The following is a 25,527-nucleotide window of genomic DNA, read 5'->3' as shown; positions in this document are numbered from 1 at the left end:
GGGCTATTTCATTTCGGCATCGCTGGAGAGCAACAGTTCCTGCTCATGCTCATCGAAACCCATAAGATTGCCGTGCTGGCTCCGGCGCACTTTGCGCAAATGATCTCTCGGGCTTAATCCCAGCGTCCGTTTAAACATGCGGGAAAAATAATAGGGATCGGTATAACCGACCTCGGCTCCTGCCGATGCCACGGACCGACCGGCTTCGAGGACATGCATGGCGCGTTCCATGCGCTTGAACTCCTGATATTTGCGCGGCGTTCTGCCTACCCGCTTCTGAAATTCGCGCAGAAAGTAGTCTCTGTTATAGGGTGCGGCATCAGTCGCCTTGCCTGCAATTTCCGGATCGAGCGGGTTTGCCGAAATCATCGTAATGGCTTTCATCACCGCAAGATCGAGCGCTTCCGTTCCTTCGGACTGAAAGCTCAACCGGTCGTTCCAGCCGATGAAGGCATCGTCGATGTAAGCGATCAACAGCACCATGAACAGATGATGCTGTCCGAGCGTGACCGAGGATGGAGGAGCGCTCTGACGGTAGTGCCGAACGAGCGGTTCGAGCAGCGGCCAGCGGCTCAAACGAATCTTCGGCTTGATCTCCATCTGCGCGATAAGGTTGTGCCGACCATAGATATCGAGCGTGAAATGCTGGGCAACCCCTCGATACATCGTAATCTGTTCATTCCAGCCGATGAAGCGCTGCCCGCGGGAAATCAGCATGGCATCGCCCGGATCCAGAACCCGCTTTTCGCCATCGATGAGATAATGGCCTTGCCCTTCAAGGCATATGATCAGGTCATCGACCTGATTGGACTTATCGATTTGCCAGGTGCGCGAATGCTCCATGCGGATGGCGGCGCGCGTCAGGTTCAGCTGCAAGGCAGCAGGTGGAATGGAAGATAAAATGCCACCTTCGATTTCGTCCATCTTTTTCCTCGTCTTTGTTAATTCAAAATGACTTGGATTTTTGGTTTTGTCACGTCATAAACCCGTTACATGACGCTTAACACCGAGGGAGGAGATCGGTTTTGGCGGTGGATGCGATGGTAATCGCGCGCGCCAATGACCGACCTGGGAGAATCACTTGTACGAAATTGTATTCTGTTATTCGCGTTCCCCCGGGACGCGGGGAGGAATGTCGTGAAATCGCAGCGCTTTCTGGGGCTGGGATATCTGGCGCCCTATATTATCGGTCTCCTGATTTTTACGGCGATACCGTTTCTCGGTTCCCTCTATCTCAGCTTCACCCGTTACGACCTGATGAGCGACCCGACATGGGCGGGCCTGTCTAATTACGAACGCCTGTTCACGCGCGACCGCACCTTCCTGAAGTCGTTGAACGTAACGCTGTTCTACGTTTTCATGACCGTTCCGATCAAGCTTGCCTTCGCGCTGTTCATAGCGGCGATACTCAATTACAAGCTGCAATTCATCAACTTCTTCCGCACGGCATTCTATGTCCCGTCGATCCTCGGCGGCTCGATAGCGATTGCCGTTTTGTGGCGCTACATCTTCGCCTCCGAAGGTCTTGCGAACATGGCGCTGACGACCATCGGACTGTCCCCCGTGGACTGGTTCGGCGATCCCGGGAATGCGCTTTTCACCATCACGCTTCTGCGTTGCTGGCAGTTCGGCTCGGCCATGGTGATCTTCCTCGCGGCTTTGCAGTCCATCGACAAGTCACTTTATGAAGCGGCGGCCATCGATGGGGCTGGCAAGGTCAGAACGTTCTTTTTCATCACCTTGCCGCTTCTGACGCCGGTTATCTTCTTCAACCTCATCATGCAGATGGTTCAGGCATTTCAGGAGTTTAACGGTCCCTACATCATCACACAGGGGGGGCCGCTGAAATCGACCTACCTGCTGCCGCTCTACATTTACGATGAGGCCTTCAAGAAGTTCAACATGGGCTATGCCTCTGCCATCGCCTGGATTCTCTTCACCATCATCACCGTGCTGACCCTCGTGGCCTTCTGGTCCTCGAAGAAGTGGGTCTATTACGCTGGCGACAAGCGGAACTGATGCCATGACGGATATTGCAACCTTAAACGACATACAGGCGGCGCGCCGCGCGCGGCTCAGGCTCCTGTCCACCTCCGTCCGTTATGTTCTGCTCTTCGTCGTCGGCTTTCTTATGCTCTACCCGCTGATCTGGCTGGTCGGCGCAAGCTTCAAGACGAATTCGGAAATCTTCTCGGGCGCAGGCTTCATCCCGGAAAACCCGACACTCGACGGCTATGTGCGCGGATGGGAAACCTCGACACCTTATACCTTCGGGCGTTTCTTCTGGAATTCCTTCCTGATCATCCTGCCGAAGGTCATCGGCACGGCGATCTCCTGCACCATGGCCGCTTACGCCTTTGCCCGTTTCGATTTTCCGTTCAAGAAAATCCTGTTCGGCTCCGTCATCGCCATCCTGCTCTTGCCGAATGTCGTTACCCGCATTCCGCAATATATCCTGTTCCGCGACCTCGGCTGGCTCGACAGTTTCCTGCCGCTCTGGGTGCCGTCCGCACTGGCTGGCGATGCGTTCTTCGTCTTCATGCTCGTGCAGTTCTTGCGTTCGCTTCCATCGGACATGGAAGAGGCGGCGCGTGTGGATGGCGCAAACAGCCTGCAAACGCTGATCTATATCGTTGTCCCGATGCTGGCGCCTGCACTGATTTCGGTCTGCCTGTTCCAGTTCATGTGGACGATGAACGACTTCCTTGGGCCGTTGATCTACCTGTCTTCGGTCGAAAAATATCCGGTGAGCCTCGCGCTCAAACTCTCCATCGATACAACCGAAGCCTTCGAATGGAACCGCATCCTGGCGATGTCGGTCCTGACGATCGCGCCCGCGCTCATCGTCTTCTTCGCAGCGCAACGGTATTTCATTGAAGGGATCTCGTCTGGCGGGGTCAAGGGCTGAAAATGGCAAGTGTAGAACTGAAGAACCTCGAAAAGGTCTATGGCGGCAGCTTCAAGGCTGTCCATGGCATCAATCTCGAGATCGAAGACGGCGAGTTCATGGTCTTCGTCGGCCCGTCCGGCTGCGCCAAATCCACCACGCTGCGCATGGTGGCGGGGCTTGAGGAAATTACCGGCGGGGAAATCCTGATTGGCGATCAGCGGGTCAACGATCTGCCGCCGGGCAAGCGTTCCATCGCCATGGTGTTCCAGAATTATGCCCTCTATCCGCACATGAAAGTCCGCGGCAATCTTGCCTTCGGTCTGAAGATCGCGGGCGTCGCCAAACCCGATATCGAAAAGGCAATCGACAATGTAGCGCGCATTCTGGAAATCGAACCGCTTCTGGATCGCTTGCCTAAGCAGCTTTCCGGCGGGCAGGCCCAGCGCGTGGCGCTTGGGCGCGCGCTCATCAAGAAGCCGGGCGTGTTCCTTTTCGATGAGCCGCTTTCCAATCTCGACGCGAAGCTGCGTGCTTCGATGCGCGTTCGCATCACCGATCTTCACCGGCAGTTAAAGGCGGATGGCCTGTCATCGACCGTCATTTACGTGACACACGACCAGACGGAAGCCATGACCATGGGAGACCGTATCTGCGTCATGCAGACGGGTCGCATCATGCAGGTGGCAACACCGAAGGAGCTTTATAATCACCCGGCCAATCTCTTCGTCGCAGGCTTCATCGGCACGCCGGAGATGAACCTGGTCGATGTCACGATGGAAGGCTCCGATTTCGTCATCGCTGGCCAGCGCCTGCCGATTGGCGATCATCTGGAATGTCGCCTGTCCGCGCGCCCAAAGGATGCCGTGATCGGCATCAGGCCGCAGCACCTTTCACTGGCCATGCATGACGATGGCCCGGCACTTCAGGCAAAGCTCACCAATGCCGAGTTCATGGGGCACGAGGTCTATCTTCATGCCGATCTTGCCGGACAGAAACTGGTCAGCGTCGTCGGCGCTGCGGAATTCGAAGAACTGGGTCGCTCTGGCGAACTGCGCCTGAAGCCGGACCCGGAGAAACTGCACATTTTCGACAAGGCCGATGGCCGCAATGTCTCGCTGTAACCGCGCGGCATAAAAATATTTGAGGAGTAGGAAATTAATGAACACGTTCAAACGAACAATGACGCTTCTGGCTGCAACCGCATATGCCGCGATGGCCATGGCGCCAGCCGCCAGCGCCGCCGAACTCAGAATGTCCTGGTGGGGTGGCGAAAGCCGTCACGTCGCTACGCAGAAGGCTATTGCTGCCTGCGGTGAAAAATACGGCCACATCGTCAAGGGTGAGTTCACCGGCTTCGACGGTTATCTCGAAAAGCTGACCACGCAGATGGCCGGAAAGACCGAGGCCGACATCATTCAGGTCAACTGGCCGTGGCTGCCGCTCTTCTCCAAGAACGGCGAGGGCTTCGCAGACCTTCGGCAGCTCAAGGGCATCGATCTGTCTCAATGGACGGAAAACGACCTCGAAGCCGGGTCTATGAATGGCAAGTTGCAGGGCCTTTCCGTTTCCACGACAGGCCGCGTGTTCTTCTTCAATGCCACGACATTCGAAAAGGCTGGCGTCGAAATTCCGAAGACATGGGACGAGTTTTTCGCCGCGACGAAGACGATCAAGGAAAAGCTCGGCAAGGATTACTACACGTTCAACGCCGTGAAGGAGACAGCGCAGCTTCTGGTGACGCTCGCCGTCGTGCAGAAGACGGGCAAGGATCTGGTGGATGAGAAGACCAACCGCGTTGCCTGGACGCCGGAAGAGCTTGCCGGTGCGATTTCCTTCCTCGGCAAGCTCGTCGAAACCGGTTCCATCCGTTCGCAGAAAGAAGAAGCGGCAGATGGCAACGTCAATCTCTACGAAAAGCCGTCATGGTCCGAAGGCCGTATCGCTGGTTCCTACGAGTGGGATTCCACCTATTCGAAATATGCCGACCCGTTGAAAGAAGGTCAGGTTTTGAAGCCGGTGGCAATGCTGAAGCAGGCCGATGCGGTGACAGAAGGCGTTTACCGCAAGCCATCCATGGTGTTCTCGGTGTCGCGCAATTCGAAGAACCCGGAAGCGGCAGCGCAAATCCTCAACTGCCTGCTCAACGAGCCGGAAGGTATCGATGCGCTTGGAACATCGCGTGGTCTGCCTGCATCCAAGGCAGCGGCCGCACGGCTGGGAGACAAGGGTGAACCTGAAGTTCGGGCAGCGAATGCCATCGTCATGGCTGCCTCCGGCCCGGTTGTGTCTCCCTTCAACGAGCATCCTGAAATCCGCTCTGCCTTTATCGATACGCTGGAAGAATTCGCTTACGGCCAGCTGACCGCCGAGGAAGCCGCCGAACAGATCATCGATTCCACCAACGACGTTCTGGCAAAGTTCGACTGAGGACTGGCCGACTTTGCCATGAGCGGATGCCTTCGCCGATTTTTCGGCGAAGGCTCAACGATAAAACGAGACCGAACATGAACCGACCCTTGCTCATCGCGCATTCTGCGCGCACGGCAGCGCTTTGCCTTGCTGTGCCAGGCGCACGCTACAATCTCCCCACGGAGATTTCCTGGCGCTTGACCTCCGAAGGCACCGAAGAAAGCGTGCGCGAAGGCAGCACCACGCGTGTCGTGACGTTGCTGCACGACCTTGAGCCAGACAGGGCCTACAGCTTCGAGGCTGAAGGTTTTGATCCTCTGGAATTTCACACGTCACCTTGCGCCGGTCTCGTGAATGTGGGCGATCATGCGATTGTTGCAGATGTGGCGCTTGATGATGCCGATGCAGCGCGTGCCAACGCGCGCGCCTTTGCGGAGGCTATCGCTGCCGTTCCGAAGGGCGGCACTCTTCATATCCCGGCAGGGACATGGACTACCTATCCCTTGCAGCTGAAAAGCGACATGTCTCTGCATCTGCCACAGGGCGCGGTGCTTCGAGCACCCTCCATCCGGGAGGGATGGCCAATCCTTGGCTCGCGGGATGCCGACGGACAAATGCTGGGCAGCTGGGAAGGCCTACCGGATGCCTGTTTCGCAGCACCTCTATATGCTATCTCGGCGAAAAATCTCGTCATCGAAGGCGAGGGGACACTGGACGGCTCCGGCGACAAGGGCGACTGGTGGAAATGGCCGAAGGAAACGCGCGATGGCGCGCGCCGCCCGCGCGGCCTGCATCTCATCTCCAGCAAAAATGTAAAGCTCTTCGGCTTCACCATTCAAAACGCTCCGTCGTGGACGATCCATCCGCAGGGTTGCGATCATCTGGTCGCCGCGGGCCTCACCATCAAGGCGCCGGCGGATAGTCCGAATACGGATGGTTTCAATCCGGAAAGCTGTCGCGACATTCTTATCGCCGGTGTTCGTTTTTCGGTCGGCGATGATTGCATCGCCGTCAAAGCGGGCAAGCGCGGGCCGGATGGCGAGGACGATCATCTGGCAGAAACGCGCGGCATTGCCGTGCGCCACTGCCTGATGGAGCGCGGCCATGGCGGGCTGGTCATCGGTTCGGAAATGTCCGGTGGCGTGCATGATGTGGTTATCGAAGATTGCGAGATGGTCGGCACCGATCGCGGCCTGCGCCTCAAGACGCGGCGCGGACGCGGCGGGTCGGTAAGCAACATCACCATGCGCAGGGTTCTGCTCGACGGCGTGCAAACCGCGCTCTCAGCCAACGCGCATTATCATTGCGATGCGGATGGACATGACGACTGGGTACAGTCGAGACATGCCTCCATTGTCGATACGGGCACGCCGCGGATCAGCAGGATCGCCGTCGAGGATGTCGAAGTCCGCAATCTTTCCCATGCCGCAGGCGTCTTCCTTGGTCTTCCCGAAGCGCCGATCCGTGACATCGAAATCCGCGGGCTGAAAATCGTTTCGCTCGATCCGAACGCGGTCGCAACAGCACCCATCATGGCCGATCACATTCGCCCGATGCGCCATGAGGCAATCGTCTGCGAACAGGCGGAGGTCCGTTGCGACGACCCGTCGCTGATCAGCCAATCACCCATTTCCCTTTCACAAGCCGGTTGAGCCCAAACATGAATGCCTTGGATTATTTCGAACAGTTTGCCAGCCGCTACCAGCATTACAAAGGTGGAAGCTGGTGTTACGAGGATGGCTGCATCTATCGCGGCCTGCAGCTTCTGCATGACGCGACAGGCGACAAGCGCTGGAATGATCACCTGCATCGGATGGCCGATCAGCAGATTGGCGCAGATGGTGTGCTGGCGGGCTACGATCCGCAGGAATACAACATCGATCATATTCTGGCAGGGCGTGTGCTCTTTCCAATGGCGGAAGCGACGGGCGACAGCCGTTACATGAAGGCGGCTCAACATCTCGCCGGACAGCTTGAAACCCATCCCAGAATTCCTGCCGGAAACTACTGGCACAAGAAGCGTTATCCGCATCAACTCTGGCTAGACGGGCTCTATATGGGTCTGCCTTTCCAGATCGAATATGCCAAGGCGACGGGGCGTCCCGATCTGACCGGCGATGCGCTACAACAGCTGGCAACAGCGCTTGCACTGACGGAAAACCCCGGCGGGCTTTACGTTCACGGTTACGACGATAGTCGCGAACAAAGCTGGGCCGACCCGGTAACCGGGCGCTCCCCCGCTCTCTGGGGCCGCTCGCTTGGCTGGCTTGCCATGGCGCTTGTCGACTGCATGACGATGCTGCCAGAAGACGAGGCGACAGCATCGCTTCGAAAGCGAACAGTGACCATGCTGACGGACGTTATGGATCGACAGACTGAAAACGGCCTTTGGATGCAGGTCTTCGATGCGCCCGATCTCACAGGCAACTACGAGGAAACGTCCGCCTCCGCCATGTTTGCCTATGCGCTTCTCAGGGCATCGCGCCTGAATCTGGTGACTGTAAAGGACGGACACCGTGCGCGTCGGGCAGGCAGCAAGGCGCTGGAAGCGTTGATTAAGACCAAACTTGAGCAAGAGGCAGACGGCACGGCAAAGCTTTGCGGCATCGTCCACGTCGCAGGACTGGGCGGCTTCGATGGAAATTACCGCGACGGATCGCCGGAATATTATCTCACCGAACCGGTGGTGAAAGACGATGCGAAGGGCGCCGGGCCGCTGATGATGGCCTATGCGGAGTTTCTTCAACTCCAGCAATAGATGTCAGCGGCCAACAAAACTAACCGAGATTGGGCACAGCACGCTTGATCTCGGACAGGCTTGGTCCCTTGACGATACGATAGCGCGCCTCGACAAGATTGTAGATTCCAAAAGCCGCCAGTCCGGCTGCAATGATCAAATAGATAATCTGGCCAAACGGCAGCTGTCGCAACCATTCCATGGCATCGGACATGCTGCCTGCCTGTGATGGATCGACCTTATAACCAGCATAGGCAAACAGGATGCCGGTGACGGCAAAAACCACACCGCGTGCGACAAGCCCGTAAATACAGACCCATGAAAGTGCGGATCGGTTCTTGGGGATTTTTACGTATTTCTCGAACTTGCGGGCAATGCCTTTGAAGGAGGTAACGAGGCCGCCGATGACGAAACCGATGCCAACTGCAATGGCAAGGTAGGACCCGAAGGGTCGGGACATGACCCATTCGGCAAGCCCTTTTTCACCGGAACCTTCGCCACCGCCCGAATTGAACGCGTGGCCGATGGCATAGAGTGCAAGGCTGGTATAGGTGACAGCGCTGCCGAGGAGTGCCGCGCGAACGATCAAAGCCTTGCCCTTTTTGCCATGGCCATCGCTATCCAGCAGCGATTGTGCCAGACGCCAGGCGACGAAGCCGAACAGTCCAGCCCCGATCAGGCCCACCCAGACCCTTCCAAAAGGCTGTTCTAGGAGTAGCGAAACCGCAGATTTGGTATCTGTTTGGCTCTTGGCAAAGCCTGAGAAAAGTGCGAGGCCCGCAACCAAAAGGAAAACTACACCTCGCGCTGCATAGCCGAATTTGGCAAGCAGTTCGAAACGAGGTTTTGGGCTGGCGGCGACTGAGCGGTCGGCGTAACTCATTTTTCAACGTGCCCCTTATCGCTGTGGCTCGTGGATCGGACAGCCGTTGAACGCCTCGCGGAAGCGAGAAGAGTGCTCGTAAGGCACCTTGCGTGCGCGGTTGATGTTGCCGAGCGGCTGGTGATCCTTAAGGCCTGTCCAGACACTGAAACGCATCCTTTCATCCACAGTCGAAACCTGCTCGTCGCTCCAGCTGTCCTGGGGTTCGACAACGATGCGGGCGACGGTGGCGAATGGCGCTTCCTCCTCGTCCCACTCCACGGTAGGGTCTTCGACGGGCTGTTTTTCAACGTCTCGACAGAGCTGGACCTGAAACTCCCACTCGCCACGAATATCCTGCATTTCCGCGCGGACAGTATCGCGAATGGCATTGTCGCCAGTGCTGGTATCGATCTCGCGACCCTCCAGTTCCAGCAAACCATGGGCGACCGGCTTCAGGCGGAACTTCGCGACATATTCGCCATACCGAAAAGGTGTAACACTGAAATAGGTCTCGCCGAGCGGATCCACATTCGGCGCTCCACCGAGGGATTGCACCTTGGGGCTGGCAAGCCCGACGGCTTCCAGACCCTTGTTGGCGACCTGAAGAACACTGGAAAGCACTTCTTTCGTCCCTTCCATCCGGTCGGTGGTTTTCGCCAGCATCTTCAGGTTCGACAGAAACTTTTTCGCATTCGGCGCCTGAAAAACGGGTCCATTGACCATGACGAAATCCTGCGTTTCGCCAGCCGCACCCTCCAGCCTCTCGCCCGAAACACCGACCACCTTTACAGCAATACCTCTTGGCAAGGCGATTGTATCGGGCAGGATGTCCCCGGCATTCGTGGACAGGCGCATAAAGACATCGTAATTGCCCGGATGGGCAAACAGTCCCTGTGCGAGTTCCGGGCTCAAACCATCCTCGACCCTCATCCGACCTTTCAATATTCCATGCGCTTTCGCGTGGACGGAGCGGACTGCGTGGCCGTAATCGTCCGCAGTTCGTTTGAGAATGACGTCGAATGCGTCATTGAGACCGGACACGACCTCATCCTCATCGGGGCGAAACTCTTCGAGTTCAGGCGAATAACGAACCGGGGATGAGGTCATGGGAGGCGCTCCAGTGTGAAAGACGGGTCGTTTCACAACGTGATGACTCTCAGGATGTTCCATGTAACCCTAATATTCTCGAGGCGAAGCCATGCAGACTCTTATCGGTTACGGAAGACAGTGCAGGGAACCGAGGCGGCCTTTATGCGCTCGCAAAGGGAATTCGCTTCCGCACGCGTTTCCCGCCCAATCCGCGCCGCATATCTGGGCCGCGAGCCGAAGTTGCCTCCGCGCTGGCGCACGATCAGGGCGCGCTCATCATTCAGTGGGGCAGGCAGCTTTGCAATTGCGCGGTTGAACAGCTGATCCACCACCGATGGCCGATAGTGCGCCGAGAGTTGTACGCCCCAGGGTGCCCAGTCTGCCGACCCGGCAAAGACCGGCTCATTCATGCGGCGTGTGGACGCCAGTTGAACGCAAGCCTCCTGAAACGGCATCGCGTCATCCAACTCGAGAGCAGCCTTCTCAGGTGGCTTGTCCTTCCACATCTCGATTGTCTGGCCGGTGATCGCAAAAACATAATCGCGCGTCTCGATGGGCAGGCGACCCGTATTCAGGAAGCGGGAAAGCCCGCCTTCACCTGCATTGTAGGCCGCCGCGGCAAAACCGAAATTGCCAAACTGCCCTTCCAGGGTCTTGAGGTAGGTAGCGGATGCATCGAGCGCTTCGATGACGTGGAAGCTGTTCTCAAGTCCTCTCAGCCGCGCGGTGGATGGCATGAATTGTGCAATTCCCTCAGCGCCCTTGTGGCTGATGGCTTCCGGGCGAAAAAGGCTTTCCCGCCAGATGAGCCGCGCAAAGAAAGCAGGCGGCACGCCATGCGTTTCAGCGGAACGGCCTATGGCCCGGCAGAGGTCCGCATTGAAACTGTTTTTCCTGATGCAGATCGTTTCTCCACCCACATCGCCTTCGTAGAGACAGGAAGCGTCCGACGTTTTTTCCGATGCCGCAGCTGCGCCGGAAGAGAGCGCGACGAGCATAAGTGCGGCGGCCTTAATTTGGCCGACCAAGCGTCTTGAGGTCATCGAAAGCTCGCCATATCATCACCATCCAGTTTCAAGGAGTTACACAACTCTCATCCTCAATTACGGGTTCATGAAGGAGAACCGTATTTTTTGCCGCCGTACTTAAGTCGCATAATGTGCTAGCTTCAATGCGAACACGCCCCACCATCACCGCCTTTCCAGACTGAAGCAACACATCGATTGATCTCATTGATCCGAAAGGAATTTTATGGACGAGATAGCAGGCCGAATAAAGTCGATCATCGGACACTATTTGGAGATTCCGGCAGATACGATTGAGGATAACGCGAGCTTCACGGAAGACCTTGGCGCGGATTCTCTTGAAGCGGTCGAAATCATCATGGCAATCGAGCAGGAATTCGGTGTGGTGATCGATGACGACGCGGCTGAAAAAATTCTTAGCGTTGGCGATGCGGTGAATTATCTGAAAGAAAACATGCTGCAGCTTTAAGAGACATTTCTGATCAATATTCCGGGTAGAATTCGAAGACATGGTGCTTTGACTTGAAATCCAGCATCGCTCCCCCATTTCTTTCTCGCTGGTTTTCCAGTTTTGGAGGTTCCTATGGCAGCGAGAACATGGAATGCAGGTGGCTTTGGCGCGAGTGCCTCAAGGGACGCCTTTGATGTCGAGCAACGTCTTCTGAAACTGCGCAGACTGTCCGGCATCTCCCGACTGATGGATACGGCGGTTGGCATTCCCGGCACGCGCATCCGCTTCGGGGCCGATTCCGTTCTCGGCCTCGTACCGGTCCTTGGTGACGGCGCTGGTGCGCTTGTTGGGCTTTATATCGTCAATGAGGCCCGCCGTCTTGGTGTTCCGCCGGAAAAGCTGGCGAAAATGATCGGTAATGTCGCGATGGATTCCATCGTCGGCAGCGTGCCGCTCTTCGGCGATCTGTTCGACGTCTATTTCAAATCCCACCGCCGCAACGTGCAGATCATTCTCGATCATTTCGGCGTCCAGCCGGAAGAATTGCGACGAAAGAGGTGAGCAATCAGGCAAGGTGAGGAAATGCCTGCCGCAGCTTCGCATGCCTTTCCAAAAGGGTATCGCGAATTGCGGTGAGCGCCTCGGAATGGCGGCGTTCCTCCGGTATCCGATCATGGACGAAGCCGATCTCACGCCTGAGATCGAACCCTGAAAGACGGGCCATTGCAATGTCCTCGTCAGCAAAACAATCGGGCATGACTGTCAATCCGTGTCCCGCTCGGACATAGCCAAGAGCCTGATTGTCATTTGTTGTCCGCGCCGACATGAAAGGCCTGACACCGCGTGCGGTGAAATGACCGCTCGTAGCGGACAGCGCTTCGCAATGTCTGCGAACGATCATCTGGCTATCTGCAACCTCTTCCGCATCGATGTTTTGTTTTTGTGCAAGCGGATGATCGGAAGGGAGTACGAGGCCGTAGCCTTCTTCAAAAATGACGTCGGAAAAGCGAGACCTCGCACCACGAACGACACTGAGCAGAACGTCCAACCGACCACGATCGAGCCGCTCCAGAAGAAGCTTTTCCGAGGCTTCGACAATCTCGATCCTGTAAGGCCTGCCACCTAAGCGTGCGGCGCGTAACGCCTCCTCCATCCATGTGCTCGGCAGGCTGGAAACAACACCCAGGCGTAAAGTGGATTGGGCATCTGGAAGCCGTGCCTCCTGCTCACCAAGCGTAAACTCGCGCTCGATCCTGCGCGCCCGCTCCACCCACCGCACACCAAGTCCGGTCAATTCGACGCGGCGGTTGCTTCGAAGGAGAAGAGCGGCTCCCACTTCCGCCTCCAATTTGGCAATGCCTGCCGAGAGCGTCGGCTGCGACACGCCGCAATGCGCGGCCGCCTTTGTGAAGCTGCCCTTGTCGACAACGGCCAGAAGATAGCGCAAAAGATATCGATCGATCATAGATACTGTCTATCCTCAGCTTCGAAAGCATCGATTTTACCAATAGCATTTTCAGGTGTAGCATCCAAGCTGGTCAGGGAGGGCCGCAGCATGGTGGAGCTTGATTTCGGGCTGTCTGAAATGACGGAATCATTGCGCGATGCCACCCGGCGTTTTGCGACTGAGAAAATCGCGCCACTTGCGGCGGAAATAGACCGTGATGACCGGTTTCCAATCGAACTCTGGCCGGAAATGGGCGCGCTGGGGCTGCACGGCATAACCGCGGAAGAAGAGTATGGCGGTCTGAAGCTCGGCTATCTGGACCATGTCATCGCCTGCGAAGAAGTCAGCCGCGTCTCCGCCTCAGTCGGGCTCTCCTATGGCGCCCATTCCAACCTCTGCATCAACCAGATTTCACGCTGGGGCTCGCCTGAGCAGAAACAGAAATACCTGCCAAAGCTCATTTCCGGCGAGCATGTCGGAAGTCTCGCAATGTCCGAAGCTGGCGCTGGATCGGACGTTGTTTCGATGAAGCTCAAGGCGGAAAAAGTCGAGGGAGGCTGCCGGCTAAACGGCACCAAGTTCTGGATCACCAATGCGCCCTATGCTGAGACGCTGGTGGTTTATGCGAGGACACAGGCAGATGCAGGCTCACGCGGCATCACCGCCTTTCTCATCGAAAAAGGTTTCGCCGGTTTTTCAATCGGGCAGAAGATCGACAAGGTCGGCATGCGCGGTTCCCCAACGGCAGAACTCGTCTTCAACGACTGTTTCGTTCCCGAAAGCGCAGTCATGGGCCCGCTGAATGGCGGGGTAAAAGTGCTGATGTCGGGCCTCGATTATGAGCGCGTCGTCCTTTCCGGCATCCAGCTCGGCATCATGCAGGCCTGTCTCGATGTGGTTCTGCCCTATGTTCGGGAACGAAAGCAGTTCGGTCAGCCAATCGGAAGCTTCCAGCTCATGCAGGCGAAGGTGGCGGATATGGTCGTGGCGCTGAATTCTGCCCGTGCTTATGTTTATGCTGTCGCAAGAGCCTGCGATGCGGGCAAGACGACACGACACGATGCGGCTGGCGCTATCCTCTTTGCATCTGAAAATGCGGTAAGGGTTGCGGAGCAGGCGGTTCAGGCACTGGGCGGAGCAGGTTACACCAAGGATTGGCCGGTGGAGCGTCTTTGGCGCGATTCCAAACTTCTCGATATCGGCGCTGGCACCAATGAAGTCCGTCGCATGCTGATCGGTCGGGAAGTCATTGCCGCGGAGAAAGCATGATGCCGCAACTCCACAGCACCATCGATACCTCCTCCGAAACCTTTCTCGCCAACAGGACGCATAATATCGCGCTTGCCGAAGCACTTCGGCAGAAGGTGGCAGAGACAGCCAAGGGCGGATCGGAAAAGCATCGCGAGCGTCACGTTGCGCGCGGAAAATTGCTCGCGCGCGACCGCGTGGAACGTCTGCTGGACCCGCTCTCGCCCTTTCTCGAAATCGGTCAGCTGGCAGCCAACGGCATGTATGAGGACGAAGCACCGGGCGCCGGAATGATCGCCGGTATCGGCAAGGTATCGGGTGTCGACTGCATGATCGTGGCGCATGACCCCACCGTAAAGGGCGGGGCCTATTTTCCGATGACGGTGAAGAAGCATCTGCGCGCTCAGGAAATTGCTTTCGAAAACAGGCTGCCTTGCATCTATCTGGTGGATTCCGGCGGTGCGAACTTACCGCATCAGGCGGAAGTTTTTCCAGATAGGGATCATTTCGGGCGTATCTTCTACAATCAGGCACAGATGTCTGCCGCAGGCATTGCCCAGATTGCATGCGTCATGGGAAGCTGCACTGCAGGCGGTGCCTATGTGCCGGCAATGTCTGATGAAACCGTTATCGTCAGAAATCAGGGGACGATCTTTCTGGCAGGCCCCCCGCTGGTCAAGGCGGCAACGGGGGAGGTGATTTCTGCCGAAGATCTTGGCGGAGCAGATGTTCACAGCAGACGTTCCGGCGTGGTTGATCATGTCGCGGAAAATGACGAGGAAGCGCTACTGATCGTCCGCGATATCGTTGCGACGCTGAACCGGAAGAGACAGGTCGATATCGAACTTTTTGAACCTCATCCACCTGCTTACGATGCGAATGAGCTTTACGGGATCGTGCCCAAAGACGTGCGCACCCCCTATGACGTTCGCGACGTCATCGCCCGAATTGTCGACCAGTCCGAGCTTCACGAATTCAAGGCAAGCTATGGCATCACGCTCGTCTGCGGATTTGCCCGCATATGGGGAATGCCCGTCGCAATCCTTGCCAATAACGGGGTTCTTTTTTCTGAAAGTGCGCTGAAGGGAGCGCATTTCATCGAGCTTGCCTGCCAAAGACGTGTGCCGCTTCTCTTCCTTCAGAACATTTCCGGCTTCATGGTGGGCGGGAAATACGAAGCAGACGGCATCGCAAAGAATGGTGCCAAGCTGGTGACCGCCGTTGCGACAGCCTCCGTCCCGAAAATCACGGTGTTGATCGGCGGCAGTTTCGGCGCGGGCAATTACGGCATGTGTGGTAGGGCTTATCAGCCGCGCTTTCTGTTCAGTTGGCCCAATTCCCGTATCTCCGTCATGGGCGGAGAGCAGGCCGCCGCCGTGCTCGCAACGGTGCATCGGGATGCCGATACCTGGAGTGCGCAAGAGGAAGACGCTTTCAAGACCCCCATCCGGCAGAAATACGAGAATGAGGGCAACCCCTATTATGCGACGGCCAGACTGTGGGACGACGGCATCATCGACCCCGCACAGACGAGAGATGTTTTGGGCCTCGCATTTGCCGCAACCCTGAATGCCCCGATACCGGAGCGGGCGCAATTCGGCCTGTTCAGGATGTAGCCCATGTCATCAACTAGCCGTGGAGTGAGTGAACGTGCTCGATAGCCTGCTGATTGCCAATCGCGGTGAGATTGCGCGGCGGATCATAAGAACCGCGCGAAAGCTCGGCATCCGCACGATTGCCGTTCATTCCGATGTCGATGCTGAAGCACCCTTTGTCCGGGAAGCCGACCAGGCGATCTGTATCGGCACGGCACCCGCGAAAGAAAGCTATCTGCGGGGTGACAGAATCATCGAGGCCGCCTTGCAGGCGGGGGCGCGCGCCATTCATCCGGGTTACGGTTTCCTTTCGGAAAACGCCGATTTTGCTGAAAGCGTCACCGGTGCCGGGTTGATCTGGGTCGGGGCGCCGCCTTCGGCAATTCGCGCCATGGGCCTGAAGGACGAAGCGAAGCGGCGAATGGTGGCGGCGAATGTGCCGGTAACACCGGGCTATTTCGGGGAAGGCCAGTCTTCTGAGCATCTGAAAAAGGAGGCCGACAAGATCGGCTATCCGGTTTTGATAAAGGCCGTTGCAGGCGGCGGGGGCAAGGGCATGCGCCGCGTGAACGCCTCCGTTGATTTCGACAGCGCGCTTTCAAGCTGCAAACGCGAGGCCTCGGCCTCCTTCGGCGACGACCGGGTGCTTCTTGAAAAATACGTCCTTTCGCCGAGGCACATCGAAGTACAGGTGTTCGGCGACAGTTTCGGCAATGTTGTTCATCTTTTCGAGCGAGACTGCTCTCTGCAAAGACGTCATCAGAAGGTCATCGAGGAAGCGCCTGCACCCGGAATGGACGCGGCAACGCGTAATGCGGTCTGCACGGCGGCGGTGGAGGCGGCGCGTGCGGTTGGATATGTCGGGGCTGGGACCATAGAATTCATCGCCGATGCCTCGGAAGGCTTAAGGCCGGATCGAATATGGTTCATGGAAATGAACACGCGATTGCAGGTCGAGCACCCTGTGACGGAGGCGATAACCGGTCAGGATCTGGTCGAATGGCAATTGCGCGTTGCCTCGGGCGAACCATTGCCCTTGCGGCAGGATGACATCGTAATGGATGGATGGGCAGTGGAGGCGCGATTATATGCCGAAAACCCCTCCAATGGTTTCCTTCCCTCAATCGGCATGCTCGATCATTTGCGCCTCCCCGACACCATTCGCGTCGATAGTGGCGTGGAAGAGAAGGGCGAGGTCAGCCCCTATTACGACCCCATGATCGCAAAGCTGATAGCCAAAGGGAAAACGCGCAGGCAAGCGATTGACGCATTGGCCGACGCTGTGGCCGGTGTCGAAATATGGCCTGTGAAGACCAATGCTGCCTTTTTGGAGAGAACATTGAAGCATTCCGATTTCCTGTCCGGTGCCGTCGATACCGGTTTCATCGAGCGGCATCTGGATGCACTCGTTCCCTCGTCTGAGCCCGGACCGCATGTTCTACAGGCGGCAGCCAACGCTCTTTTGGCAGAACAACGCAACGGTTCCTGGGGGCAACTGCGCGGCTTTCGTTTGAATGGAAAAGCATCGCGGCGTGTGGAAATCGTCGTTGCCGGTCAACCTTATATGGTCGAGATTGAAGATAGGGAGCCTTCGGAGAGCGCAAGCAACCGCGTGCTTTTCATCGATGGCGAGGCATGGCCCATTGGCTGGCGTCGCGCTGGAAATAAAGGTCAGGCAGGCGAGGGGGCCGGTGGCATGATTTCCTCTCCCATGCCCGGCAAGGTCACAGCACTCTTCGTTTCGAAAGGTGAGGCGGTAAAGCGGGGGCAGGCGCTGATCATCATCGAGGCGATGAAAATGGAGCAGACATTGACCGCTCCCTTCGATGGCAAGGTGATGGAAATCAGGGCAAGCGAAGGCGCGCAGATTGCTGAAGGTACGATGCTTTTGCAGATCGAAAAGGATGGGTGATGGCCGGGCGTTATTTCGAGGAATGGACAGTCGGCGACCGGATGACGCATGACATACGGCGAACCGTTACGGAAACGGACAATCTTCTTTTCTCCACCATGACCCATAATCCGCAACCGCTTCATCTGGATGCAGAAGCGGCGCGCGCCAGCGAGTTCGGCCAAATTCTGGTCAACGGCACCTTCACCTTCTCGCTGTTGATCGGGCTGAGCGTCGGCGATACCACGCTCGGCACGCTGATCGCCAACCTCGGATATGACAAGGTGGTGATGCCGAAACCCGTCTTCATTGGCGATACGCTACGGGCGGAAAGCGAAGTTCACGAATTAAGGGAAAGCCGCTCAAGACCCGAAGCGGGTATCGTGACTTTCAAACACGGCCTCATCAATCAGCGGCAGGAGGTTGTCTGCACCTGCCTTCGCACCGCACTTCTGCAAAGGAAACCGGCGTGAGATTGCGCTCGCTGCTTTTTGTCCCCGGCGACAGGCCGGATCGTATGGAGAAGGCGGTTGGCACCGGAGCCGACGCCGTTATCCTCGATCTGGAAGATTCCGTCGCACTTGGCCAAAAGGCGTTAGCACGCGAGGAGGTTTCCGCTTTCCTCAAAACGTCGAAGCGTTCCACCAAACTCTTCGTCCGGGTCAACGCGTTCGATAGCGGCATGATCGACGATGATCTCTCCGCCATCCTGAGCGGCAATCCGGATGCACTCGTGCTGCCAAAGGCCGAGGGTGCGGCAAGTGTCAGCCGCTTGTCTTCGCTCGCGGGCCCCATCCCGATCCTGCCGATTGCCACCGAGACACCTACGGCGATATTCGAATTAGGCAGTTACGCTGCCGTTCGAGACAGTCTCATCGGCCTGACCTGGGGTGCGGAAGATTTACCCGCAGCAATCGGAGCGAGCCGCTCTCGCGACGCGGATGGAAAGCTGACGCCGCCTTACGAGATGGTGCGAGCACTGACGCTTTTTGGAGCCCATGCTGCAGGCACGCTGGCAATCGAAACTGTCTATCCCGATTTTCGGGATGCTAGGGGGCTGGAATTATATGCCCTCAACGCCCGTCGTGACGGTTTTACGGGGATGATGGCGATCCACCCGTCTCAGGTGCCTATCATCAACAAGGCGTTTCTGCCCACTGCCAAAGAGGTTCTCAGAGCGCGTGAAATCGTCGGCGCATTCGAAGCCGAGCCGGATAAGGGCGTATTGCAGATCGACGGTAAAATGGTGGACCGTCCGCATCTGAAGCAGGCGCAACGCATCCTGAAAATGATTGAAGAGTAGCGCAAGCCGTCAGAGTTGCCGCAGGATACGCTTGCAGCGCTTTTCGATGGCGTGGGTCACCCGTTCCAGCACTCTGGTCGGATCTCCATGCGCATCCGAAACCTGTTTCGATGTCTCCTCGCACTTCGAGGCAACGAGATCGGCCAGTTCGGCCACGCGGCGCAGCGTCGATGCACCGCTCAAGCCCACATTCTCCGCCAGCTTCCTCCAGTCATCTCCATGAAGCTCCACTGCCATAAAGCAACCGTTGATGGACTGGGCAAGCGACTGATCGACCTGCTGGTAAACGCCTGCGCACATCAGATCGTAGAGCGGTGCCAGCTTGGCAGACCCTTGAGCACCGATCAGGATGGAATAGTTCTTTGCATGGGAATCCGAATTGCAGATCAAAACATTGAAGATGACGCCATCCAGAAGTTTCACACGCTCTCCGGGCGAAACGTGATCATTGATCGCATCGAACATCATCTTCAGCGTCGCGCCCCCGCCCGTGGATGAGCGTTCGTATTTCTGCGCTGGAAAATGTCCTGTCAGCTGGCAGAGATCCTCCTGATGCAGCCGCCTTAATTCGCCGGATGCGTCGGTGAACCGGTCATAGCGGCGAACAAGCAGAAACCGCCGCGCACCCACCACTCCGATCTCTGCCTGCGCGGCATCCAGACCGCAGGCGGCGGCAAGGGCAAGGCAAAAGGCTTCATTTTCGACGCTGCCCGCCAACCTCGGCGAATCCGGCTTGATGATGTGGGTGGATGGGCTGCCATCCAGCGCTATCGAAAATTCTCCGCTGTCATCCAGATAAACAGGCAGCTTTTCCTGTACGCCCGCCAGCGACATCGACACACCCTTTTCGCCGACAAGGAATGGCTTGGCTTGCAGGTCATTCAGTATGCGTTCCAATGCCTCCATTCCGGGTATCGGCTGAAGGCTGATCCCCTTCTTGCGCGCCTTGCCGATGGAAAGGGCGCCAGCCGTATCTCTCCCGATATGCTCGAGAAGGCCCACAATGTCCTGAGGCGAGACCTTCAGCCGTTGGCCGATTTCGCTGAGATGATTTTCAGGAAGAAGATTAGAGAGCCAGGGAAGAAGCACCGAGCCGTCAAAAGGCCCGTCTTGCAGCGGCATCGTGAGTGAGACGGGAAATGCCGAACGGCGGGCGAGCCAGCTGGAATCGTAATCCAGCCGCCACTGGCCTTCGAAATGCATCGAGGCAACCGGGAATGTCTCGTAAAAGATGGTCGTCACGCGCTATCACCAAACTTTGGCAGGAAGTGCAGATCATCATCTTCCGCCCGCGCTTGAGGCGACAAGCTCTTACGATCGATTAGCTCCAGTCCTACGGTTCGGGCAACGATCAACGCTTTTTCCAACTGGCAACTCGGCTTGCCAGCTTCCAGTTCGATTACGAAGCGATCACCGGTTCCCGACCTGCGAGCAAGTTCCGCCTGCGTCCAGCCCAAATTCTTTCGCCGCTGCTTGATCGCCTGTCCCAAATCCTGCGCAGTCTTGAACATCTTCTTCTCCAATAACTTACCGTACAGGAAGTTTCTGAAGAAATCAAGATTATCCTTACCGAGCGGGAAGCTCCGCAGTTTAGAAACTCAAAGCTTCCCGATCGGTAATTCAATGCGCTGTATTTGCCGCCATACCATTCAACGCGGTGACAGCCTCTTCCGGCAGGTTCAACTCTGCCGCCTTCAGATTTTCCGCCAGATGCGCGCGCGAAGATGTGCCAGGGATCAGGAGAATGTTTGGTGAGCGCTTCAGCAACCAAGCAAGTGCAACCTGCATCGGCGTTGCCGAAAGACCGGCTGCGACATTCGACAGCGTTTGTGACTGGAGTGGAGAAAACCCGCCGAGAGGGAAGAAGGGCACGTACGCGATGCCTTTGCTCGCGAGGGAATCGATCAGCCCGTCATCCCCGCGATGCGCAAGGTTATACTGGTTCTGAACACAGACCACTTCTACCATTTTCTGGGCATCACTCACCTGCTTCTCGGTCACGTTGGAGAGCCCGATATGCTTCACCAGCCCTTGACGCTGGAGGTCCGCAACTACTTCCAGAGGCTCTTCCAACGAACCTTCGGCAGGCCCATGCACATCGAACATCGCGCGAAGGTTGACGACGTCGAGCACATCGAGACCAAGATTTTTGAGATTATCGTGAACGGCTTTTGTAAGCTCGGCCTTAGAGAACGCAGCGTTCCACGACGCATCTTCACCCCGAATTGCTCCAATCTTGGTGACGATTGTGAGGTCGTCCCGATAAGGATGTAAGGCTTCCTTGATGATCTGATTTGTTATGTGCGGACCGTAGAAGTCGCTGGTGTCTATATGATTGACGCCGCTCTCAACAGCTTCCCGCAAAACGGCGACAGCCTCTTGCCGGTCTCTCGGTGGGCCGAACACACCTTTCCCGGCAAGTTGCATGGCTCCATATCCCAGGCGATAGACGTTGTGATCGCCAAGCTTGAACGATCCCGCGCGTTGAATATTGGTCATTTTGCTGGCTCCTTGATTCATAGGCACTTGATACAATGCGCAGCAGCGCGCAACAATTACGGACAATCGAAACAGCCTGTCCGACATGGCGGACAAAAGGAGATTCCATCTTTGGCGGATTTCAACGATGTCAGGGCTTTTCTTCTTGTCGCAAACAATGGTGGTTTCCGTGAGGCTTCGCGCTCTTCAGGTTTGAGTTCCTCTTCGCTCAGCGATGCGGTCAAGCGGCTGGAGGCAGAGCTCGACGTCCGGTTGCTGAACCGCACGACGCGTAGCGTTTTGCCGACCGAGGCGGGCAGGGCGCTCATTGCACGCGCCGGTCCAGCATTCAGCGAAATTTGCGCAGCCATGGAGGAAACGAGTAATTTCCGCAACCGTCCAGCAGGCACTTTGAAACTGAACGTCCCCGTCAGTGCTGCGAGGCTCGTATTGCCAGATATCGTTCCGCAATTTCTCGCTGAATATCCCGATATCCGGCTGGAAATCGTGACTGAAGAAAGTTTCGTGGATATCGTTGCAACGGGTTGCGACGCAGGTATCCGCTACGATGAGCGGCTCGAAAACGACATGATAGCGTTGCCAATCGGTCCACGTGTTCAGCGCTTCGCGCTGGGAGCGTCACGCGCCTATCTTTCGTCACGGGGTCGGCCTGAGCATCCGAGAGATTTGCTTGATCACGCCTGCATTTATGGACGTTTTGCCGGGCGGGCAGTGTTCCCTTGGGAATTCGAGCGGAACGGAGAAAGCATTCTATTTGAACCTTCCGGGCCACTTCTCGTCCAGTCTGGAGGGGGCACCGATCTCGGTGTTGAAGCAGCGATTGCAGGCACAGGTCTCATCTATCTCTTCGAGGACTGGCTGCGCCCGCATTTCGACAGCGGCAAACTGGAGCCGGTGCTGGAAGAATGGTGGCTGAGCTTCAGCGGACCTTTTCTCTATTATCCAGGCCGCCGCCTTGTGCCAGCGCCCTTGAGAACCTTCATCGATTTCATAAAGAGCGACCGCAAGGCTCGAAAAGATGAGCCTTTCTCGGTCTGATTACCACGCGTGAGGAAACCAACCATACATCTAAGAGTTTGTCCTCGGTGATGATCACGAAGGAGTACGATTATGGCGGACGACAGCACGACGACCATCAGAGCGATATTCAACACCCGCGAAGCAGCCGATCTTGCGGTCGAGCATATGGTCCAGCAATATGGGATTGCCAGACCCGACATCTTCATCCAGTCCGTCAGCGACGAAAATAGCGCCGGTTCCAGACCATCAGGCAGCGACCGCTCTCATGAAGACGGGCCACGCCGGGATGGCGCGCTTGAGGGAGAAATCGAGGTATCGGCAGATATCGCTTCCCATCAGCTAGCCGCAGTCCAGCGAAGCTTGGGAGATGCTGGCGCAATCAGAGTAACCGGTCGCTGATGAAGCACCGCATCAACGGGACAAGCGGTGCCGGTAGTCTCATCGGCTCCGCAAGTCTCTTCCATCAATTTGCGCTGCTGTCCAGATAACCCCGCCGCCGCTTGATTGCTGCCAGACGCTCGAGCGCTGCGTGGGCTCCATCATAATCATCATATGTATCGATCTTGGTTTGACCTGACGTGCCGATGCGTCCCCAGTTGCGCAGAAGCGAAACGCCACCGAACAAGGTCGGCTGTATGCCCAGAATATAGAAGCGCTTCATGTTCTGCGCTGCGTCTATACGCCTGAGATCTATGGTGTTTTCAGTCTTTTCCGTCATGGGAGAATACTGCCTCCCATCCAACCGGGCGTCCAACGACAAATTTGAATCAATCGACCGGATCGATTCATGTTTTTGATGAAGCGTGGCCCCTATAGACCTTACGAGACAGTGCGGTCGATAGATGCCGCAAGGCAGTTCGCGTTCAGGAACGATGTCATGCCGAAGCCGTTGAGTGAGGATACAAAAGAGGAGTGACCCAATGGCACATATCGACAACGACAATAGCAGGGTGTGGGATCTGGCCGAGAAGATCGGCTTTTGCATGCTGACGACACAGACCGGGTCCGACCTTCGCGCCCGCCCCATGGCAGCACATGTGGAGCGTCTGGAAAATGCCTTCTATTTTCTGACGGATGTTGCAAGCCACAAGGACGAGGAAATCGCCAGCCACCCAAACGTGTGTCTAGCCTTCGCAGATTCGAAGGGTCAGAAATATGTGTCCATTTCCGGGACGGCGGAAGTGCAGAACGACCGCGAACGCATTCGCGATTTGTGGTCCACGCCAGCCAAGGCTTGGTGGGATGATGCCGAGGATCCATCCATCCGTGTGCTGAAGGTCACGCCATCCTCGGCTGAATATTGGGATAGCCCCGGCACTGTCATCAGCTACATCAAGATGGCGGCAGCAGCCGTCAGCAATACCCGCCCGGATATGGGCGATAATGCCAAGGTCGAAATGTGATATGCTGCTGGCCAGCGGACATCGTTGGCCAGCACTTCCCGCAATTCACAAGCAAATCAGGATATGACGATGGTACGTCATTGTCCGCCACTGCCCGTCCGTCTATCATGCGGCATTGATCACGCAGCATGCACACGGACAAAATGGCTTCTCAACTTGATTTCTTCGGCGCCAACGCCGCGTCTCAAAACGCCGGGGCTCGAGTTGCCGCAAAGGGTGCAAAAGCGAAGAAAAGCTTGGACGATATCGACGCCGAAGACATGGCAAAGCTTCTGGAAGCAACCGGCAACTACCGCATTCTGAGAAAACTGGAACCCCGCGCAGTCGCGGAACAACCGAGACCGAATTTCAAACGCCGCGGCATCATTCTCGACACGGAAACCACGGGCCTCAACCACAAAGCCGACGAGATCATCGAAATCGGGATCATCGCCTTCACCTTCGATGATCTGGGCCTTGTGGGCGATGTTACCGGCATCTATGGCGGCTTGCACCAGCCATCCCAACCCATCCCCGAAGACATAACGCGGCTGACTGGCATTACCGACGACATGGTGGCCGGACAGGCGATCGATCTGACCGCCGTCGCTTCCATGATCGAAACGGCGGACCTTGTCATTGCGCATAATGCCGGATTCGACAGGCCATTCTGTGAAAGGTTTTCGCCGGTCTTCCACGGCAAAGCCTGGGCCTGCTCGGTGAATGAGGTGGATTGGAAACGGCGCGGTTTCGAAGGCAACAAGCTCGGCTATCTCATCGGTCAGGCAGGCTATTTTCACGACGGACACCGCGCGGTGGATGATTGTTTTGCGCTGCTGGAAGTTCTGGAGCGCTCGATGGACGCGACCGGAGCCACCGCTTTTTCAGAACTATACGCAGCAAGCCAGCGCTCGAAAGTCCGCATATACGCCGAAAACAGCCCGTTCGATATGAAGGATCATCTAAAGGCCCGCGGCTATCGCTGGTCGGATGGAACGGATGGGCGCCCGAAATCCTGGTGGATCGAGTTGCAGGAAGAGGAACTCGATGCGGAATTGCAGTTTCTGCGCAAGGAAATATACCGCTGGGATGCCGATCCGCTCATCAAACGCCTAACAGCCTTCGACCGCTTCAGAGCGGCGTAGCGACCTACTTCTCAGCTGGTCGGAAATCAATCAGCAGCGATTTCAGCTCCACCTCTCGCACGCGGCGCGAGGCCTCTTCAGGTGTGACCCAAATGAGCTGGCGCTGGCCGCGCTCCTTGAAGTCTTCTGAAATCTCCGTAACCTCGACCTGATACACATCGACCACGCAGGGTGCGACATCGCCATCCGCCATCCATTTCAGGTAAGTATAGCTGCCGACGGGTTTCTTTTTGGCGCGCCCGCGCACACCGGCTTCTTCCCAGGCTTCCGTCTGCGCCGCCTCATGCGGCTTTTTCTTCTTCATTGGCCAGCCCTTAGGGATGACCCAGCGGCCCGTGCCCCTGGAGGTGACGAGAAGTATCTGAAGACCCGCTCCGTCAGGGTCTTTGCGATAGCAAAGCGCGCCGAGTTGCTGGCGAAATTTGCCAGCAAACAGCTTGTCGGGCATGGCGGCCAGCTGCTTCAGCAGCGGCCTTGCATTTCCCTTCGTCGCCTTGCGACCCTTTGTGACAGCTTTCATTTCACTGTAAG

The 25,527-nt window shown here is 56.9% G+C and carries 27 protein-coding genes; 17 read left to right on the top strand and 10 right to left on the bottom strand.

What is annotated here, in order from left to right; translation table 11 throughout:
- Positions 1-3 precede the first annotated feature (3 nt).
- Positions 4-924 carry a helix-turn-helix domain-containing protein gene (locus CFBP5473_RS22645; protein WP_027674942.1) on the bottom strand — a complete coding sequence of 307 codons (921 nt, stop codon included), beginning with the start codon at positions 922-924 and terminating at the stop codon, positions 4-6.
- A gap of 213 nt (positions 925-1,137) precedes the next feature.
- Here CFBP5473_RS22645 and CFBP5473_RS22640 point away from each other — a divergent pair, with 213 nt between their 5' ends.
- The 6 genes from CFBP5473_RS22640 to CFBP5473_RS22615 all read left to right on the top strand — a co-directional run bounded on the left by CFBP5473_RS22640 (position 1,138) and on the right by CFBP5473_RS22615 (position 8,057).
- Positions 1,138-2,019 (top strand): carbohydrate ABC transporter permease, encoded by an 882-nt coding sequence (locus tag CFBP5473_RS22640; protein ID WP_027674941.1) that lies wholly within the window; start codon positions 1,138-1,140, stop codon positions 2,017-2,019.
- 4 nt (positions 2,020-2,023) lie between these two features.
- Positions 2,024-2,908 carry a carbohydrate ABC transporter permease gene (locus CFBP5473_RS22635; protein WP_027674940.1) on the top strand — a complete coding sequence of 295 codons (885 nt, stop codon included), beginning with the start codon at positions 2,024-2,026 and terminating at the stop codon, positions 2,906-2,908.
- Between the two features lie 2 nt (positions 2,909-2,910).
- Positions 2,911-4,011, top strand: a complete 1,101-nt coding sequence (locus CFBP5473_RS22630; protein ID WP_027674939.1) for an ABC transporter ATP-binding protein — start codon at positions 2,911-2,913, stop codon at positions 4,009-4,011.
- Between the two features lie 37 nt (positions 4,012-4,048).
- Positions 4,049-5,317 carry an ABC transporter substrate-binding protein gene (locus CFBP5473_RS22625; RefSeq protein WP_027674938.1) on the top strand — a complete coding sequence of 423 codons (1,269 nt, stop codon included), beginning with the start codon at positions 4,049-4,051 and terminating at the stop codon, positions 5,315-5,317.
- A 77-nt stretch (positions 5,318-5,394) separates the two neighbouring features.
- Positions 5,395-6,951, top strand: coding sequence for a polygalacturonase PglA (gene pglA, locus CFBP5473_RS22620; protein WP_027674937.1), 1,557 nt, complete (start codon positions 5,395-5,397; stop codon positions 6,949-6,951).
- A gap of 8 nt (positions 6,952-6,959) precedes the next feature.
- Positions 6,960-8,057 (top strand): glycoside hydrolase family 88/105 protein, encoded by a 1,098-nt coding sequence (locus CFBP5473_RS22615; RefSeq protein WP_027674936.1) that lies wholly within the window; start codon positions 6,960-6,962, stop codon positions 8,055-8,057.
- A 19-nt stretch (positions 8,058-8,076) separates the two neighbouring features.
- Here CFBP5473_RS22615 and CFBP5473_RS22610 read toward each other — a convergent pair whose 3' ends face one another.
- From CFBP5473_RS22610 to CFBP5473_RS22600, 3 genes are all read right to left on the bottom strand, one after another.
- On the bottom strand, positions 8,077-8,919 hold the full coding sequence (locus tag CFBP5473_RS22610) for a DUF1206 domain-containing protein (protein ID WP_051441230.1): 843 nt from the start codon (positions 8,917-8,919) through the stop codon (positions 8,077-8,079).
- A gap of 15 nt (positions 8,920-8,934) precedes the next feature.
- Positions 8,935-10,008 (bottom strand): catalase family protein, encoded by a 1,074-nt coding sequence (locus tag CFBP5473_RS22605; RefSeq protein ID WP_027674934.1) that lies wholly within the window; start codon positions 10,006-10,008, stop codon positions 8,935-8,937.
- A 101-nt stretch (positions 10,009-10,109) separates the two neighbouring features.
- Positions 10,110-11,033: a transglycosylase SLT domain-containing protein gene (locus tag CFBP5473_RS22600; RefSeq protein WP_051441229.1), complete on the bottom strand. Its 924-nt coding sequence runs from the start codon at positions 11,031-11,033 to the stop codon at positions 10,110-10,112.
- A 208-nt stretch (positions 11,034-11,241) separates the two neighbouring features.
- Here CFBP5473_RS22600 and CFBP5473_RS22595 point away from each other — a divergent pair, with 208 nt between their 5' ends.
- On the top strand, positions 11,242-11,484 hold the full coding sequence (locus CFBP5473_RS22595; protein ID WP_027674932.1) for an acyl carrier protein: 243 nt from the start codon (positions 11,242-11,244) through the stop codon (positions 11,482-11,484).
- A 114-nt stretch (positions 11,485-11,598) separates the two neighbouring features.
- A complete protein-coding gene (locus CFBP5473_RS22590) occupies positions 11,599-12,027 on the top strand; it encodes a DUF4112 domain-containing protein (protein WP_027674931.1) in 429 nt (142 codons plus the stop codon).
- Between the two features lie 4 nt (positions 12,028-12,031).
- Here the strand turns inward: CFBP5473_RS22590 and CFBP5473_RS22585 are convergent, their stop codons facing one another.
- Positions 12,032-12,931, bottom strand: a complete 900-nt coding sequence (locus CFBP5473_RS22585) for a LysR family transcriptional regulator (protein WP_027674930.1) — start codon at positions 12,929-12,931, stop codon at positions 12,032-12,034.
- Positions 12,932-13,021: 90 nt separating this feature from the next.
- On the opposite strand from CFBP5473_RS22585, the gene CFBP5473_RS22580 reads away from it, so the two are divergent.
- The 5 genes from CFBP5473_RS22580 to CFBP5473_RS22560 are packed head-to-tail and all read left to right on the top strand — an operon-like array spanning position 13,022 to position 18,950.
- Complete coding sequence (locus CFBP5473_RS22580) at positions 13,022-14,182, top strand: isovaleryl-CoA dehydrogenase (protein WP_027674929.1); 1,161 nt, start codon at positions 13,022-13,024, stop codon at positions 14,180-14,182.
- Positions 14,182-15,777 carry a carboxyl transferase domain-containing protein gene (locus CFBP5473_RS22575; protein WP_027674928.1) on the top strand — a complete coding sequence of 532 codons (1,596 nt, stop codon included), beginning with the start codon at positions 14,182-14,184 and terminating at the stop codon, positions 15,775-15,777. The genes CFBP5473_RS22580 and CFBP5473_RS22575 overlap by 1 nt, the downstream gene beginning before the upstream one ends.
- 34 nt (positions 15,778-15,811) lie before the next feature.
- Positions 15,812-17,668 (top strand): acetyl/propionyl/methylcrotonyl-CoA carboxylase subunit alpha, encoded by a 1,857-nt coding sequence (locus tag CFBP5473_RS22570; RefSeq protein ID WP_027674927.1) that lies wholly within the window; start codon positions 15,812-15,814, stop codon positions 17,666-17,668.
- Complete coding sequence (locus CFBP5473_RS22565) at positions 17,668-18,120, top strand: MaoC family dehydratase (RefSeq protein ID WP_027674926.1); 453 nt, start codon at positions 17,668-17,670, stop codon at positions 18,118-18,120. Before CFBP5473_RS22570 ends, CFBP5473_RS22565 begins: the two co-directional genes overlap by 1 nt.
- Positions 18,117-18,950 (top strand): HpcH/HpaI aldolase/citrate lyase family protein, encoded by an 834-nt coding sequence (locus CFBP5473_RS22560; RefSeq protein ID WP_027674925.1) that lies wholly within the window; start codon positions 18,117-18,119, stop codon positions 18,948-18,950. The genes CFBP5473_RS22565 and CFBP5473_RS22560 overlap by 4 nt, the downstream gene beginning before the upstream one ends.
- A gap of 9 nt (positions 18,951-18,959) precedes the next feature.
- On the opposite strand, the gene CFBP5473_RS22555 is transcribed toward CFBP5473_RS22560, so the two are convergent.
- The 3 genes from CFBP5473_RS22555 to CFBP5473_RS22545 all read right to left on the bottom strand — a co-directional run bounded on the left by CFBP5473_RS22555 (position 18,960) and on the right by CFBP5473_RS22545 (position 21,449).
- Entirely contained in the window at positions 18,960-20,192 is a 1,233-nt protein-coding gene (locus tag CFBP5473_RS22555; protein ID WP_027674924.1) for a type II toxin-antitoxin system HipA family toxin, read from the bottom strand.
- A complete protein-coding gene (locus CFBP5473_RS22550; RefSeq protein ID WP_027674923.1) occupies positions 20,189-20,461 on the bottom strand; it encodes a helix-turn-helix domain-containing protein in 273 nt (90 codons plus the stop codon). The genes CFBP5473_RS22555 and CFBP5473_RS22550 overlap by 4 nt, the downstream gene beginning before the upstream one ends.
- 109 nt (positions 20,462-20,570) lie before the next feature.
- A complete protein-coding gene (locus tag CFBP5473_RS22545; RefSeq protein ID WP_027674922.1) occupies positions 20,571-21,449 on the bottom strand; it encodes an aldo/keto reductase family oxidoreductase in 879 nt (292 codons plus the stop codon).
- Between the two features lie 111 nt (positions 21,450-21,560).
- On the opposite strand from CFBP5473_RS22545, the gene CFBP5473_RS22540 reads away from it, so the two are divergent.
- Complete coding sequence (locus CFBP5473_RS22540; protein ID WP_027674921.1) at positions 21,561-22,487, top strand: LysR family transcriptional regulator; 927 nt, start codon at positions 21,561-21,563, stop codon at positions 22,485-22,487.
- A 72-nt stretch (positions 22,488-22,559) separates the two neighbouring features.
- Positions 22,560-22,868, top strand: coding sequence for a hypothetical protein (locus CFBP5473_RS22535; RefSeq protein ID WP_027674920.1), 309 nt, complete (start codon positions 22,560-22,562; stop codon positions 22,866-22,868).
- 64 nt (positions 22,869-22,932) lie between these two features.
- On the opposite strand, the gene CFBP5473_RS22530 is transcribed toward CFBP5473_RS22535, so the two are convergent.
- A complete protein-coding gene (locus CFBP5473_RS22530) occupies positions 22,933-23,187 on the bottom strand; it encodes a WGR domain-containing protein (RefSeq protein WP_027674919.1) in 255 nt (84 codons plus the stop codon).
- A gap of 202 nt (positions 23,188-23,389) precedes the next feature.
- Here CFBP5473_RS22530 and CFBP5473_RS22525 point away from each other — a divergent pair, with 202 nt between their 5' ends.
- Both CFBP5473_RS22525 and CFBP5473_RS22520 read left to right on the top strand, forming a co-directional pair.
- Positions 23,390-23,872: a pyridoxamine 5'-phosphate oxidase family protein gene (locus CFBP5473_RS22525; protein WP_027674918.1), complete on the top strand. Its 483-nt coding sequence runs from the start codon at positions 23,390-23,392 to the stop codon at positions 23,870-23,872.
- A gap of 143 nt (positions 23,873-24,015) precedes the next feature.
- A complete protein-coding gene (locus CFBP5473_RS22520) occupies positions 24,016-24,996 on the top strand; it encodes a 3'-5' exonuclease (RefSeq protein WP_027674917.1) in 981 nt (326 codons plus the stop codon).
- A 4-nt stretch (positions 24,997-25,000) separates the two neighbouring features.
- On the opposite strand, the gene CFBP5473_RS22515 is transcribed toward CFBP5473_RS22520, so the two are convergent.
- Positions 25,001-25,516 (bottom strand): NUDIX hydrolase, encoded by a 516-nt coding sequence (locus CFBP5473_RS22515; protein ID WP_027674916.1) that lies wholly within the window; start codon positions 25,514-25,516, stop codon positions 25,001-25,003.
- Positions 25,517-25,527: the final 11 nt, after the last annotated feature.

Source organism: Agrobacterium larrymoorei, from assembly GCF_005145045.1.
In the GTDB taxonomy this organism is placed as follows: Bacteria; Pseudomonadota; Alphaproteobacteria; order Rhizobiales; family Rhizobiaceae; genus Agrobacterium; species Agrobacterium larrymoorei.
The sequence above is the reverse complement of the archived record's forward strand: the minus strand, read 5'-3'. Positions and strand labels throughout refer to the sequence as shown.

Excerpts from the sequence above, each read along its gene's own strand:
- CFBP5473_RS22600 (WP_051441229.1), bottom strand. The coding sequence starts at position 11,033 with ATGACCTCAAGACGCTTGGTCGGCCAAATTAAGGCCGCCGCACTTATG.
- CFBP5473_RS22615 (WP_027674936.1), top strand. The coding sequence starts at position 6,960 with ATGAATGCCTTGGATTATTTCGAACAGTTTGCCAGCCGCTACCAGCAT.
- CFBP5473_RS22520 (WP_027674917.1), top strand. The coding sequence starts at position 24,016 with ATGGCTTCTCAACTTGATTTCTTCGGCGCCAACGCCGCGTCTCAAAAC.
- CFBP5473_RS22545 (WP_027674922.1), bottom strand. The coding sequence starts at position 21,449 with ATGACCAATATTCAACGCGCGGGATCGTTCAAGCTTGGCGATCACAAC.
- CFBP5473_RS22525 (WP_027674918.1), top strand. The coding sequence starts at position 23,390 with ATGGCACATATCGACAACGACAATAGCAGGGTGTGGGATCTGGCCGAG.
- CFBP5473_RS22565 (WP_027674926.1), top strand. The coding sequence starts at position 17,668 with ATGGCCGGGCGTTATTTCGAGGAATGGACAGTCGGCGACCGGATGACG.
- CFBP5473_RS22515 (WP_027674916.1), bottom strand. The coding sequence starts at position 25,516 with ATGAAAGCTGTCACAAAGGGTCGCAAGGCGACGAAGGGAAATGCAAGG.
- CFBP5473_RS22585 (WP_027674930.1), bottom strand. The coding sequence starts at position 12,931 with ATGATCGATCGATATCTTTTGCGCTATCTTCTGGCCGTTGTCGACAAG.
- CFBP5473_RS22630 (WP_027674939.1), top strand. The coding sequence starts at position 2,911 with ATGGCAAGTGTAGAACTGAAGAACCTCGAAAAGGTCTATGGCGGCAGC.
- CFBP5473_RS22625 (WP_027674938.1), top strand. The coding sequence starts at position 4,049 with ATGAACACGTTCAAACGAACAATGACGCTTCTGGCTGCAACCGCATAT.
- CFBP5473_RS22635 (WP_027674940.1), top strand. The coding sequence starts at position 2,024 with ATGACGGATATTGCAACCTTAAACGACATACAGGCGGCGCGCCGCGCG.
- CFBP5473_RS22580 (WP_027674929.1), top strand. The coding sequence starts at position 13,022 with ATGGTGGAGCTTGATTTCGGGCTGTCTGAAATGACGGAATCATTGCGC.
- CFBP5473_RS22595 (WP_027674932.1), top strand. The coding sequence starts at position 11,242 with ATGGACGAGATAGCAGGCCGAATAAAGTCGATCATCGGACACTATTTG.
- CFBP5473_RS22605 (WP_027674934.1), bottom strand. The coding sequence starts at position 10,008 with ATGACCTCATCCCCGGTTCGTTATTCGCCTGAACTCGAAGAGTTTCGC.
- CFBP5473_RS22550 (WP_027674923.1), bottom strand. The coding sequence starts at position 20,461 with ATGTTCAAGACTGCGCAGGATTTGGGACAGGCGATCAAGCAGCGGCGA.
- CFBP5473_RS22645 (WP_027674942.1), bottom strand. The coding sequence starts at position 924 with ATGGACGAAATCGAAGGTGGCATTTTATCTTCCATTCCACCTGCTGCC.
- CFBP5473_RS22575 (WP_027674928.1), top strand. The coding sequence starts at position 14,182 with ATGCCGCAACTCCACAGCACCATCGATACCTCCTCCGAAACCTTTCTC.
- CFBP5473_RS22535 (WP_027674920.1), top strand. The coding sequence starts at position 22,560 with ATGGCGGACGACAGCACGACGACCATCAGAGCGATATTCAACACCCGC.
- pglA (WP_027674937.1), top strand. The coding sequence starts at position 5,395 with ATGAACCGACCCTTGCTCATCGCGCATTCTGCGCGCACGGCAGCGCTT.
- CFBP5473_RS22530 (WP_027674919.1), bottom strand. The coding sequence starts at position 23,187 with ATGACGGAAAAGACTGAAAACACCATAGATCTCAGGCGTATAGACGCA.
- CFBP5473_RS22590 (WP_027674931.1), top strand. The coding sequence starts at position 11,599 with ATGGCAGCGAGAACATGGAATGCAGGTGGCTTTGGCGCGAGTGCCTCA.
- CFBP5473_RS22610 (WP_051441230.1), bottom strand. The coding sequence starts at position 8,919 with ATGAGTTACGCCGACCGCTCAGTCGCCGCCAGCCCAAAACCTCGTTTC.